This window comes from Sphingomonas sp. AP28, assembly GCF_056680455.1.
The window spans coordinates 3,983,810-3,996,241 of sequence record NZ_CM155283.1 but is presented as its reverse complement, the minus strand read 5'-3'; the positions used below and the strand labels follow the sequence as shown (position 1 = coordinate 3,996,241).

General features: G+C 65.6%; 14 protein-coding genes. 8 read left to right on the top strand and 6 right to left on the bottom strand.

Going from position 1 to position 12,432, the window contains the following annotated elements:
- Positions 1-94: 94 nt before the first annotated feature.
- Positions 95-1,477 (bottom strand): helix-turn-helix domain-containing protein, encoded by a 1,383-nt coding sequence (locus AC1MH0_RS18535; protein ID WP_107963643.1) that lies wholly within the window; start codon positions 1,475-1,477, stop codon positions 95-97.
- Between the two features lie 191 nt (positions 1,478-1,668).
- On the opposite strand from AC1MH0_RS18535, the gene AC1MH0_RS18530 reads away from it, so the two are divergent.
- The 3 genes from AC1MH0_RS18530 (at position 1,669) to AC1MH0_RS18520 (ending at position 3,765) form a co-directional block, all read left to right on the top strand.
- On the top strand, positions 1,669-1,833 hold the full coding sequence (locus AC1MH0_RS18530; protein WP_164913371.1) for a hypothetical protein: 165 nt from the start codon (positions 1,669-1,671) through the stop codon (positions 1,831-1,833).
- 256 nt (positions 1,834-2,089) lie between these two features.
- Positions 2,090-3,076 (top strand): cation diffusion facilitator family transporter, encoded by a 987-nt coding sequence (locus tag AC1MH0_RS18525; RefSeq protein WP_480963978.1) that lies wholly within the window; start codon positions 2,090-2,092, stop codon positions 3,074-3,076.
- 56 nt (positions 3,077-3,132) lie between these two features.
- The gene (locus tag AC1MH0_RS18520) at positions 3,133-3,765 is read left to right on the top strand and encodes a hypothetical protein (RefSeq protein WP_480963977.1); all 633 of its coding nucleotides are present in this window, start codon (positions 3,133-3,135) and stop codon (positions 3,763-3,765) included.
- Here the strand turns inward: AC1MH0_RS18520 and AC1MH0_RS18515 are convergent.
- On the bottom strand, positions 3,762-4,427 hold the full coding sequence (locus AC1MH0_RS18515; protein ID WP_480963976.1) for a DUF4893 domain-containing protein: 666 nt from the start codon (positions 4,425-4,427) through the stop codon (positions 3,762-3,764). The two genes, AC1MH0_RS18520 and AC1MH0_RS18515, sit on opposite strands and share 4 nt — an antisense overlap.
- 61 nt (positions 4,428-4,488) lie before the next feature.
- Positions 4,489-5,274, bottom strand: coding sequence for a 3-hydroxybutyrate dehydrogenase (locus tag AC1MH0_RS18510; RefSeq protein WP_480963975.1), 786 nt, complete (start codon positions 5,272-5,274; stop codon positions 4,489-4,491).
- Positions 5,275-5,374: 100 nt separating this feature from the next.
- Between AC1MH0_RS18510 and ypfJ the strand changes: the two genes are divergently transcribed.
- On the top strand, positions 5,375-6,286 hold the full coding sequence (ypfJ, locus tag AC1MH0_RS18505) for a KPN_02809 family neutral zinc metallopeptidase (RefSeq protein ID WP_480963974.1): 912 nt from the start codon (positions 5,375-5,377) through the stop codon (positions 6,284-6,286).
- Between the two features lie 158 nt (positions 6,287-6,444).
- On the opposite strand, the gene AC1MH0_RS18500 is transcribed toward ypfJ, so the two are convergent.
- From AC1MH0_RS18500 to AC1MH0_RS18490, 3 genes are read right to left on the bottom strand one after another with little or no spacing between them, the layout of a single operon-like run.
- Entirely contained in the window at positions 6,445-6,726 is a 282-nt protein-coding gene (locus AC1MH0_RS18500) for a DUF427 domain-containing protein (protein ID WP_480963973.1), read from the bottom strand.
- 11 nt (positions 6,727-6,737) lie between these two features.
- Positions 6,738-7,094 (bottom strand): ArsC family reductase, encoded by a 357-nt coding sequence (locus AC1MH0_RS18495; protein ID WP_480963972.1) that lies wholly within the window; start codon positions 7,092-7,094, stop codon positions 6,738-6,740.
- A 47-nt stretch (positions 7,095-7,141) separates the two neighbouring features.
- Entirely contained in the window at positions 7,142-7,501 is a 360-nt protein-coding gene (locus AC1MH0_RS18490; protein WP_480963971.1) for a hypothetical protein, read from the bottom strand.
- Between the two features lie 112 nt (positions 7,502-7,613).
- Between AC1MH0_RS18490 and AC1MH0_RS18485 the strand changes: the two genes are divergently transcribed.
- The 4 genes from AC1MH0_RS18485 (at position 7,614) to AC1MH0_RS18470 (ending at position 12,399) form a co-directional block, all read left to right on the top strand.
- Positions 7,614-9,659, top strand: coding sequence for an NAD(+) synthase (locus AC1MH0_RS18485; RefSeq protein ID WP_480963970.1), 2,046 nt, complete (start codon positions 7,614-7,616; stop codon positions 9,657-9,659).
- A 156-nt stretch (positions 9,660-9,815) separates the two neighbouring features.
- Positions 9,816-10,574 carry a CDP-alcohol phosphatidyltransferase family protein gene (locus AC1MH0_RS18480; RefSeq protein ID WP_480963969.1) on the top strand — a complete coding sequence of 253 codons (759 nt, stop codon included), beginning with the start codon at positions 9,816-9,818 and terminating at the stop codon, positions 10,572-10,574.
- Between the two features lie 15 nt (positions 10,575-10,589).
- Positions 10,590-11,681, top strand: coding sequence for an inositol-3-phosphate synthase (locus AC1MH0_RS18475; protein WP_056050788.1), 1,092 nt, complete (start codon positions 10,590-10,592; stop codon positions 11,679-11,681).
- A gap of 1 nt (position 11,682) precedes the next feature.
- Positions 11,683-12,399 (top strand): phosphocholine cytidylyltransferase family protein, encoded by a 717-nt coding sequence (locus AC1MH0_RS18470; protein ID WP_480963968.1) that lies wholly within the window; start codon positions 11,683-11,685, stop codon positions 12,397-12,399.
- Positions 12,400-12,432 lie beyond the last annotated feature (33 nt).

Here is a 12,432-nt window from a genome sequence, read left to right as displayed (position 1 = left end):
TGACGGAGGGGGAGGACAAGGGAACAGCGGTTTCGCCTTCCTCCCCCTCCGTCAGGCAAGCGCCTGCAACCTCCCCCTTGCGGGTGAGGATCGTTTAGTCGCCCGCAAACGTCAGCGCGGACGTCCGTCGTTCCCGCTCGTTGATCAGCAGAGCCCGCCCGGCCGGCGCGACGGACCGTTGCGGGCAATCGTTGCGGAAACACGCGCGACAGCCGAGCCCGATCGGCATCGCCCTCCCCGCCAGATCGAAGCCGCTCGCCGCCGCCAGCACACCCGCCTGCGCCGCCGCGACGCCGAGCCCGATCGCGAACTCCGCGTGCACCGCGCCGAACCGGCTGCCCTGCGGCGTCACGGTGCGTGCCATCGTCAGCCAGCGTGCACCATCCTCCAGTTCGACCAGCTGCACCATCAGGCTGCCCGGTCGGTCGAATGCATGATGCAACCGCCACAATGGACAGCGGCCGTCCGCCTCGACCAGCGCCGCGCCGCTTGCGCCGGGATAGCGCTTCGACGCCTGCCCCGCCCGATCGATGCGGATCATGAAGAACGGCAGGCCGCGTGCGCCGACGCGCTGCAACGTCGTCAGCCGGTGCGCGACCTGTTCAAAGCCAGCGCCGAACCGGCGTTGCAACAGCTCGATATCGTACCCCGTCGTCTCGCATCCACGGAGAAACCGGGCGTAGGGCATCATCAGCGCGGCGGCGAAATAGCCGAGCAGGTGGCGGCGATAGAGCCGTTCCGCGGCGCGATCGGTGAACCCGGCGCCTTTCGCCAGCGCATCGATCTCCGCCTTCGCCTCGATCTGGCCGAGCTGGAACGCGACCGCAAACGTGCGCGAGGCCGGGTCGAGCATCTCGCTCAATTGCAACTGGCGCGCGTGCAGGTCGAGGCGGCGGAGCGTGTCGGGGAGCACGTCAGCGGGCAGTACGCGGATGGTCAGGCCGTGCTTGGCGCGCAGCCGCTCGGCAATCGCGCCGTAGAGATCACCCGCGCCGAGCCGTAATTCGTCGGCCAACGCTTCGGCCGCCGCGTCGAGGTCGGCGAAATGATTGCGCCAACGCTCGATCTCGCGACGGACGAGCGTGACCGGATCGTCGCCCGCTTCGACCACCGCGCCGCCGCCGATCCGATCGAACACGCGGGCGAATGCCGCCGCACCGCCGGGGGCGCTGGCAAGCCATTCCTCGACTTCGTTGCGGTCGATCTCGAGGTCGGCGAACATCGGGTCGGCCAGCCGTCGCCGGATCGCATCCGCGCCGCCACCCGGTTCGCCCGCCGCGAGCGATCGCGGATCGAAGTCGAAGCTCTCGGCGAGCTTGATCAGCAGCGTCGCGGAGATCGGCCGCTGGTTGCGCTCGACGAGGTTGAGATAGCTCGGGCTGATCGCGAGCATGTCGGCCATCGCCGCCTGCGTCAGCCCTGCCCCGCGCCGCAACCGACGGATCGCGTGCCCCGCCAGCAATTTACGTTCCGCCATCGCAAACCCTCCTGTCACGATGTTTACAGAACGACACGTGTTCTACAAGCTGGACGGACATCGCGACGTTACCGCGGCGCGCGACCGTCTTCCAACTTGCCGGCCTCGAACGCTATTGCCTGTGCATCGCCTCTCTCGACACATGATGCATGTAAAGAGAGAGACAAGACGATCATCGAAGGAGGCAAGCCATGCAGACGACCACCGAACAACCCCGCGCCCGCGCCGTCTTCTCGACCAACGATTTCGCGCTGATGAAGGAAGTGCTCGGCGAGATGATCAGCAAGACCTCGATCGACGACGAACGGCTGACGCGGATGAGTGCGCTGTACCACCGCCTCGGCCGGCTCGGCTAAACCGCTTCACACAGTTTCCTGGGGAGGAAAGGATCCCGCCGGTGGCTTGTCCATCGGCGGGTATTCCTGTTTCCTCCGACTTCGCCCCTCTCTGAAAGGGAGGGGTTGGGGGTGGGTCGGCCCGCTCGTGTCGCACCGGGTCGAGAAATGCGGAAACCTACCCACCCCCAGCCCCTCCCTTTCAGGGGGGGGGAAGGGAGATTTGCGTTCAAATTCCGCCCCTTTCCAACCCCGCCCCCTCGTGTAGGACGGCGCCATGGCAAAGACTCTGACCGCTCGCATCAAGGACGACATCGTCCTCTACGGTGCCCTCGCCGCCAATCTCGGGATCGGCGTGGCGAAATTCGTCGCGGCCGGGATGACCGGCTCGTCGTCGATGCTGACCGAAGGCTTCCACTCGGTGGTCGACAGCGGCAACCAGGTGCTGCTGCTCTACGGTCAGAAGAAGGCCAAGCGCCCCGCCGACGAGGCGCATCCGTTCGGCTATGGCCGCGAACTCTATTTCTGGGCGTTCGTCGTCGCGATCCTGATCTTCGCGATCGGCGCGGGCGTGTCGATCTTCGAGGGCTGGCGGCACATCCAAGAGCCGGAGCCGCTCACGAGCCCGACCGTCAACTACGTCGTGCTGGCAATCTCGTTCGCGCTTGAGGGGAGCAGTTGGACGATCGCCGTGCGCGAATTCTCGAAGGCCAAGGGCGACATGGGCTGGTGGCAGGCGATCCACCGGTCGAAGGACCCGGCGGGCTTCATCGTGTTGTTCGAGGACTCGGCGGCGCTCGCGGGGCTCGTCATCGCCGGGTTAGGCATCTGGGCCAGCCATGCGTTCAACGATCCGCGGATCGATGGCGCCGCCTCTATCGCGATCGGGGTGATCCTCGCGCTGGTCGCGGTGCTGCTCGCGCGCGAGTCGAAGGGCCTGCTGATCGGCGAGCGCGCCGATCCGGCGGTGATCGCGACGATCCGCAAGATCGTGTCCGCGCACCCCGCGATCGTCTCGGTCAACCACGTCCGCACGATCCACACCGCGCCCGAGAGCATCTTCGCCGCGATCAGCGCCGACTTCGACGATTCGGTGACGATGGGCGACGGCGAGACGCTGATCGAGGCGATGGAGACCGAGTTGCGTGCCGCCATCCCGATGCTCTCCTCGATCTACATCCGACCAGAGAAGCGCGAGAACGCGACGCTTGCCGCATCCGCTTCGTCGGCTCCGGCAACCGCACAAAATACCACGCAAATCTGATCTAAATCAGACTCATCACGCTGGTAAGGCTCGACATTCCAAAATAATATTGGGGGATGAGACCGCTTCTTCGGCTGATCGCCCTGCTCTGCCTGTGCCTGGGATACGCACTGCCCGCACAGGCGGCCGTCACCATCACCTTCTGGAGCCACGAACTCGGCAACAGCTTCCCGCACGCGTTCTTCACTTTGCGGGGCCTACCCGACGCCGGCGGCGCGCCGGTCGACGCAAATTACGGCTTTACCGCGAAATCGGTATCGCCGGCGCTGTTGATGGGCCCGGTGTCGGGCATGCTCGATATCGCGAAGCCGACCTACATTACCGGCAGCGACGCGCAGTTCTCGGTGGTGATGACCGACGCGCAATATACGCAGGTACTGAAGCTGGTCGACGCGTGGAGCGAGGGCAAGCCGGACAGCGTGTACCGGCTCGGCGATCACAATTGCGTCCACTTCGTCAAGGAAGCGGCGCGGATCGTCGGGCTGTCGGGACTCGACCAGCCAAAGCTGATGAAGAAGCCACGCTCGTATCTGAAGGCCATCGGCGCTGCGAATGTGGGTCGCGTCATCCCGGTCGGGCTGCACGGCAAGGCGTATCTCGCTGGCCTGCCACCGATCTCACCGACCCAGGCAACCACGTCCCAGACACCGGCGGTCGTCGCCACGGCGGCACCGGTGCCCGCCCGCTAAGGCGCGGGTACCAGTTCAACGACGTCGAGGACCGATTCGAACCGCGGATACGGGAGCACGACGCGCCACCGCCGCGTGCCGATCCGTTCGATCAAGCCGGCCATGTCGCGGTTGGCGTCGCGGCCATAGCGCATCGGACGCTTTTCGTCGCCGAGCTCCATCGTGCCCAAGAATATCGCGCGCGACGCGGTGTCTGCAAAGACCGTGCCGACGGGGCGTTGCGATCCATCGACTTTGACCAGGCTGACAACGTCGGTGTCGCCGTCGGAGTCTATCCGGCAGGCGAACCAGGCGGAAGCGCTGTATGTCGGGCCGATCCCACCACGCGCGCCGAGCTTGAACGTGCGGCACTGGTAGCTTCCGGCGGGCGGCAGGGCGTCGGCGAGCGCATGATCGGGATCGAACAATACCGGCTCGGCGGCAAGGTTCTTCGCATCGACCTGTGCCAGCGCGTCCATCCAGGCGCCACGCCAGCCCCGCAAACGCGCGCGATCAGCGACCGTGGCGACACGCCGCCAGTCGGAGTCGCGATCGGTATCGAGCGGCGACACGGCGCCCGAGCCGATCAACGCCGCGCGCGATGCGCTCGAACCGTATCCAGCTAGGATGAGACAGGCCCCGGTGGCCAACCATGTCCGCTTCGTCGTCGACCGCGTGTGCATATCCGAAGCTAACCCTCTAACATGCCGTATTACAATCATATTCTCGCACCACGGGGCACCATCACGCCGCCGTCCAGCCGCCGTCCATCGACAAATTGGCGCCGGTGATCGCCTTGGCCTCGTCGCGGCACAGGAACAGCGCGAACGCCGCGACCTGTTCGGGGGTGACGAACTCCTTGGTCGGTTGCGCGGCGAGCAGCACGTCGTTCATCACCTGATCGCGCGTCAGCCCACGTGCCGCCATCGTGTCGGGGATCTGGTTCTCGACCAGCGGCGTCCAGACATAGCCCGGCGAGATGCAGTTGACGGTTATGCCGTCGGTCGCGGTCTCCAGCGCGATCGTCTTGGTGAGCCCGGCGATCGCGTGCTTGGCCATCACGTAGGCGGACTTGTTCGGGCTCGCGACCAGCGAGTGCGCGGACGCGGTCGAGATGATCCGCCCCCAGCCCCTGGCTCGCATGTGCGGCACCGCGGCGCGCATCATGTGCCAGGCAGACGACAGGTTGATCGCGATGATCGCGTCGAACTTGTCGATCGGGAAGTCGGCAATTCCCGCGACATGCTGGATGCCGGCATTGTTGACGACGATGTCGACGCTGCCGGTCTCCGCCGCGGCGCGGGCGACCATTGCGGCGATCTGGTCGGGCTTGGTCATGTCCGCCGGATCGTAGAGCGCGATCGCGCCGCTGACCTGCGCCAACGCTGCCCGCTCACGTTCGATCACATCGGCATTGCCGAACCCGTTGAGCACCACTGCTGCGCCTTCGGCTGCAAACGCCTTGGCGTAGGCGAGCCCGATTCCCGACGTGGATCCGGTGATGACCGCGGTCTTGCCCTTCAGGAACATGCATACTCCCCCATCCTGGCGCAGCGTATTCTGCCGCCGTGCAACCCTAGCGCCACCTTGCGCATTTCGTTCCCGAGAAGAAACGAAAAGGGGCATATCCATGCGGCTCGACGATTACGATCCGAACATCAACGTCGAGGACCAGCGCGGGTCGGGCGGCGGTGGAGGCGGCTTTGGCGGCGGTGGCGGCCTGCTGATGGGGCTGTTGCCGATGATCGGCAGCCGCTTCGGGTGCGGCGGGATCGTCGTGGTGCTGATCCTGATGGCGGTATTCGGTGGGATGGGCGGCCTTGGCGGACTGCTCGGCGGCGGACAGACGTCGGCGCCGACGACGCAGAGCGGACCGCGCTCGGGCACCAACACCCAGTCGAGCTGTTCGCTGAACGCCGAAAGCAAGGCTGCCTGCAACGCCTTCAGCTCGGCCGACAATACCTGGGAAGCGATCTTCCAGAAGAACGGCCAGCGGTTCGAGGCGCCGAAGCTTGTGTTCTTCGACGGCAATGGCCGCTCGGGTTGCGGCGCCGCGCAGTCGGCGATGGGGCCGTTCTATTGCCCGACCGACCAGGGCATCTATCTCGACACCAGCTTCTTCAACGAGCTGTCGACTCGCTTCAAGGCGCAGGGTGACTTCGCGCAGGATTACGTGATCGCGCACGAGTTCGGCCACCACATCCAGAAGCTGCTCGGCACCAATGCGCAGGTTCAGCAGGCGCAACGGCAGGCAAGCGAGACCGAGGGCAACGCGCTGTCGGTGCGGCTCGAACTCCAGGCGGATTGCTATGCCGGCGTTTGGGCGGCGGCCAACCGGTCGCGGCTCGAACCCGGCGATATCCAGGAGGGCATGACTGCCGCGCAGGCGATCGGCGACGATACGTTGCAGAAGCAGTCGCAGGGCCGCGTGGTACCAGACAGCTTCACGCACGGGACATCGGCACAGCGCCAGTCGTGGCTGAAGCGCGGGCTGGAGAGCGGCGATCCGCAGCAGTGCGACACGTTCTCGGGCGCGATCTGAGCTGAGCCTCCCGATCCTCCCCCGCCAGGGGGAGGTGGCTGGCGCTTGCCAGCCGGAGGGGGAGGTAAGCGAAACGCCTGTTCCGTGTCCTCCCCCTCCGTCACCTTCGGCGACACCCCCCCCTGGCGGGGGAGGATTCTAAACGGTGTCGCGCTTACTTAAGCGACCGTCACGCCCTTCCAGAATGCATAGCGATCCTTGATCTCGGCCGCCGCGGACTTCGGTTCTGGGTAATACCAGACCGCATCGACGTTGCGGTTGCCGTCGACGACCAGCGTCTTGTAGCTCGCCACGCCCTTCCATGGGCAGTTCGAATGCGTCGCGCTAACCTCCAGCAACGCCGGATCGACGCTGTCGGCGGGAAAATAATGATTGCCCTCGACGACGACGGTGTCGTCCGATCGAGCGATCTCGTGGCCATTCCAACGTGCAACCGGCATGCTGATCTCCTTCAGGTGTTTTCGAGCGCCGCCGCCTCATACGCCTCGGGCTTGAACCCGACCAGAAGCGTCTCGCCGGTATCGAGCACCGGCCGCTTGATCATCGACGGTTGCGCCAGCATCAGCGCGGTGGCCTTCGCCGCATCCATATCCGCGCGATCCGCTTCGGGCAGCTTCCGAAACGTGGTGCCTGCGCGATTGAGCAATACTTCCCACCCGGTCCGACCGATCCAGTCGTCGAGGTGCGCAGCGTCGATACCGGCGGCCTTGTAGTCGTGGAACGCATACGCGACGTCGTGCGCATCGAGCCAATTCCGCGCCTTCTTGATCGTGTCGCAATTCTTGATGCCGAACATCGTGATCGTCAAAATCGTCTCCGTCTCGCTGCAGGGCTAGTCGCGCTAGCGGCTCAATCTCATATCGGGCCGTGCTGTTTCCTTCCACCGGCATTGCGCCGCGAAGCCACCCGAAGGCGACCGAAAAGCGCGGACAGCATGACCGCTGGAACGGCCAGGATGGCCAGAAACGCGACGCCGACGATCAGCAGCCCGCCAAATTCCGTGTTTACCCATATTACAGGCAGCTGCGCGACCGTGACGATCGCTCCTGCTGACCATCCCCGCTTGCCAAACGCAACGCCGCCGACGGCCGACAGAAGCAGCGAACCGGGGTACCAGATCAACCAGTAGCCAGCCGCATCCCAAGGCTCCTTCGCGCCGGAGACATGGCTTACGAGCAGCCAGTACAGCACGCTGACGACCGCGAGAACGAACACCTGGACTATGCGGAGTTTCATGCTCGAAGCCTCTCACAGGATCGCGCGTCATGCCACCGCCGACGGGATCAAGCAGGTGGCGTGACGCAGCGCGGGCGTTTATCGGTGCGCCATGACGCATCCATTCTACGCGATCCATAGTCACGGGCTGATCCGTGTTGCCGCCGCGACGCCGCGGGCTTCGGTGGGGGATACCGGGGCCAATGCCGAGGCTACGATCGCTTTGGCGCGCGAGGCAGATGCGAAGGGCGTCGACCTCGTCGTCTTCCCGGAGCTGAACCTCACCTCCTACGCGATCGACGATCTGCATCTCCAGACCGCGCAGCAGCGCGCGACGCTGGCCGCGATCGCGACGGTGGTCGAGGCGAGCGCGACCTTGCGGCCGGTGCTGCTGGTCGGCGCGGCGCTGGTGCGGAACGGGCGGCTGTATAACTGCGCGCTGGCGATCGCACGCGGGCGCGTGCTCGGCGTGGTCCCGAAGACGTTTCTGCCCAATTACCGCGAGTTCTACGAGAAGCGTTGGTTCGCAAGTGGCGTAGGGATGACCGGACTGACGATCGACCTCGGCGGCGGCGACGTGCCGTTCGGGACCGACCTGATCTTCGCCGCGCGCGACCTGCCCGGCTTCGTGTTCCATGCCGAAATCTGCGAGGATTACTGGGCCCCTACCCCGCCCTCGACCGCGGGTGCGCTCGCGGGGGCGCTGATCTGCTGCAACCTGTCCGCCTCGAACATCGTCATCGGCAAGGCGCGCGATCGGGCGATGCTGGCGGCGGCGCAATCGGCCCGCGCGGTCTGCGCCTATGTCTACTCCGCTGCGGGGCCGGGCGAGAGCACTACAGAGGTCGCCTGGGACGGCCAGGGACTGGTCCACGAACTCGGCGAACAGATCGCGGAGTCGGCGCGGTTCTCGACCGAGCCCGAACTGGTCGTCGCCGACGTCGACTGCGAACGAATTACACAGGAACGGCTGCGGACCGGCACGTTCAACGATGCGGCCGTGTTCGCGGGTAATCCGGAAACGCGCTTCCGACGGATCGCGTTCGATCACGCGCCGGTAGTTGAGGGCACTGGCCTGGAACGCGTGATCCGCCGCTTCCCGTTCGTCCCGAACGATCCGACGCGGCGCGATGACGATTGCTACGAGGCGTTCAACATTCAGGTGGAGGCGCTGTCGAAGCGCCTCGTCGCCGCGCATGCCGAGACGATCGTGATTGGCGTGTCCGGCGGCCTCGACTCGACGCACGCGCTGATCGTCGCGGCCAAGGCGATGGACCGGCTTGGACGCCCGCGGACCAACATTCTCGGCTTCACCATGCCCGGCTTCGCGACTGGCGAAGGGACCAAGGCGAACGCGTGGGCGCTGATGCGCGCGCTCGGCATTACCGCCGAGGAGATCGACATCCGCCCCGCCGCCACGCGAATGATGCAGGACATCGGCCATCCCTTCAGCGAAGGCGAACCCGTCTACGACATCACCTTCGAGAACGTGCAGGCGGGTTTGCGTACCGATTACCTGTTCCGCCTCGCCAACCAGCGGCGCGGGATCGTGCTCGGCACCGGCGACCTGAGCGAGATGGCGCTCGGCTGGTGCACCTACGGCGTCGGCGACCAGATGAGCCATTACGCGGTGAACAGCGGCGTACCGAAGACGCTGATCCAGTTCCTGATCCGCTGGTGTATCCGCACCGACCAGTATGACGCCGCGACCGACGAGATCCTCTCGACGATCCTGGCGCAGGAGATTTCGCCCGAGCTCGTTCCGGCGGGTGCGGATGGCGCATTGCAGAGCACCGAGTCGATGATCGGGCCCTATGCGCTGAACGATTTCTTCGCGCATTACGTGATCCGCTACGGCCTTGCCCCCTCGAAGATCGCGTTTCTCGCTTGGCACGCATGGCGCGACGCGAGCGTCGGCGCATGGCCGGAAGACCTGCCCGCGGACGCGCGCGTCGCCTACGACCTGCCGACGATCCGCCATTGGCTGGAGAAATTCCTCTTCCGCTTCTTCACGACCAGCCAGTTCAAGCGGTCGGCGATGCCCAATGGGCCGAAGGTCTCCGCAGGCGGCGCGCTATCGCCGCGCGGCGACTGGCGCGCGCCGTCGGATGGAACTGCCAAGATCTGGCTCGAGGAATTGCGGTCAAGCGTTCCGTAAGGTCAGCCGCGCCACCTTGCATAAATCGCCCGTCCGGCGCATTATGAAAATCCTATGACAGTGGCTCCACCGGATGGATCGCGCGATCGCCGGATCGAGATCCCATCTAATCTTTGGCTGATTCACCCGGCAGGCCGTGCGCTTTTGCCGCTTGCTTTGGCGCGTGGAATTTCGGCCAATTCGGTGTCGGTGACGGGGCTTTGCCTCGGCGGAGCAGCGGCGCTTGCGTACACGCAGTGGGGAAACTGGGCGCTCGCGCTGGTCGGCCTGGTGCTGTCGATGGGCTGGCTGATCGCCGACGGACTCGACGGCATGGTCGCCCGCGCGACCAAGACCGCGAGCCCGCTCGGCAGGATGCTCGATGGGTTGTGCGACCACGGCGTGTTCGCGCTGATCTACGTCTCGCTCGCGCTGACGATCGATACGCCCGAGGGCTGGGTCCTCGCTTTTGCCGCCGGTGGCGCGCATGCCGTGCAATCGAACATGTACGAAGGCGAGCGTTCGCGCTTCCATCGCCGGATCAAGGGCGTGGCGCTCGAAGCGCTCCCCGTTCCGATCGGCAACGCGCTCGTCCGCTTCTATGATGGCGTCGCGAGCAGCATCGACCGGATTGCCATGCCGTTCGAGCGCACGCTCGGTCAGTCCGCGGATCCGGTCGCGCTCGGGGCCCTGTACGGTGTCCGCGCCGTCGCGCCGTTGCGCTTCATGGCCTTGCTTACCGCGAATGTCCGGGTATGGGCGATCTTCGTCGCCTGCTTCGCGGGCAACCCACGCATCTTCTGGTGGTTCGAGATCGTCCCTTTGACGCTCGTGGCCATCGTCGGGCTCGTCTGGCACCGTCGTGTCGAGCGGGCTTTCGTTCGCAATACTTCCGCAACGCGACCAAAGACCGCGTCGCGCATGCATCTTTCGTAAGGAACAGGGTCAGTAATGAATAGCATTCGGATCGCCGTGGTCGGCATCGGCAACTGCGCGAGCTCGCTCGTCCAGGGCCTCGAGCATTATCGCGAGGGGGCAAACGACCAGGTTGGCCTGATGCATTTCGACATGGGTGGCTACAAGCCGAGCGACATCAAGGTCGTCGCGGCCTGGGACGTCGATCGGCGGAAAGTCGGCAAGGACGTCGCCGAGGCGATCTTCGCCAAGCCGAACTGCACCGCGGTGTTCGCACCCAATGTCGGCAACACCGGCACGATCGTGAAGATGGGCAAGAAGCTGGACGGCGTCGCCGACCACATGGCCGACTTCAAGGACGACCGCACGTTCCTCGTTTCGGACGCCGCCGAGCCGACCCGTGAAGAGGTCATCGCCGAGCTCAAGGCGTCGGGCGCCGACGTTCTGATGAACTACCTGCCGGTCGGTTCGCAGGAAGCGACCGAGTTCTACGCCGAGTGCGCGATCGAAGCGGGCGTGGCGTTCGTCAACAACATCCCCGTGTTCATCGCCTCGAACCCGGTCTGGGCGAAGAAGTTCGAGGACGCGGGCGTCGCGATCATCGGCGACGACATCAAGGCGCAGCTTGGCGCGACGATCGTCCACCGCGTGCTGACCGACCTGTTCGCCAAGCGCGGCGTGAAGCTGGATCGCACCTACCAGCTCAACACCGGCGGCAACACCGACTTCCTCAACATGTCGAACCATCGCCGGCTCGAGTCCAAGAAGATATCGAAGACCGAAGCGGTGCAGTCGGTCGCGGCCGAGCGGATGGACGACGACAACGTCCACATCGGCCCGTCGGACTATGTGCCCTGGCAGAACGACAACAAGGTCTGCTTCCTGCGTATGGAAGGCCAGCTGTTCGGCGGCGTGCCGATGAACATCGAACTGCGTCTCTCGGTCGAGGACAGCCCCAACTCGGCGGGTGTCGCGATCGACATGATCCGTTGCGCCAAGATCGCCAAGGATCGCGGCATCGCCGGCGTGATCGACCCTGCATCGGCGTATTTCTGCAAGCACCCGCGCACGCAGATGACCGACGATCTCGCGCAGATCGAAGTCGAGCGGTTCATCAAGGCCGCCTGAGATGATCGATACGGCTGTCATCCTCGCCGCCGGGGAAGGCAGCCGCCTTCGCACCTCCGCCCCGTACAAGCCGCTCTGCGCAGTGGCGGGGCGGCCACTGATCGCTCACGCACTCGAAGGATTGGCCGAGGCCGGTTTCGCGCGCGCTATCGTGACGGTGAGCTACGGGCGTGAGGCGATCGAAGCGTATCTCGCGAGCCGGCGCTGGCCGCTGGCAGTCGAGACCGTCCTCGCCGACCACCGTGAGCCCAATGGCGTCTCGGTATTGGCGGCGCGCGATGCGCTCGGCGGTAGTGAAGCAATTCTCGCGATGTGCGACCACCTCGTCAGTCCCGAACTCTACGCGCGCATGGCGAAAGCCGGCGCTGGCGGTGGTCTGCGCCTTGGCATCGACCGACGCCTCGGTCATGACTGGGTCGACCCGGAGGACGTCACCTGCGTCGCCACCGAAGGCGACCGCATCGTCGCGATCGGCAAGGGTCTCGAGCCGCACGACTGCTACGACACCGGCGTCTTCGCGATCGGCCCTGCGCTGTCGGACGCGCTGGCAACGTTGGCGAGCCCCTCGCTCACCGAAGGCGTCCGCCTGCTGGCCGCGCAAGGCCTCGCCCGTATCGTGGATTGCAGCGACATCGACTGGATCGACGTCGACGACGCCCCCGCGCTGGCGAAGGCCGAGGCGTGGATGGCGACTAAAGCCGACGCGGTCGCGGCTTAAGCTAACCTCGTTCTCCTGCAAACGCAGGAGCCC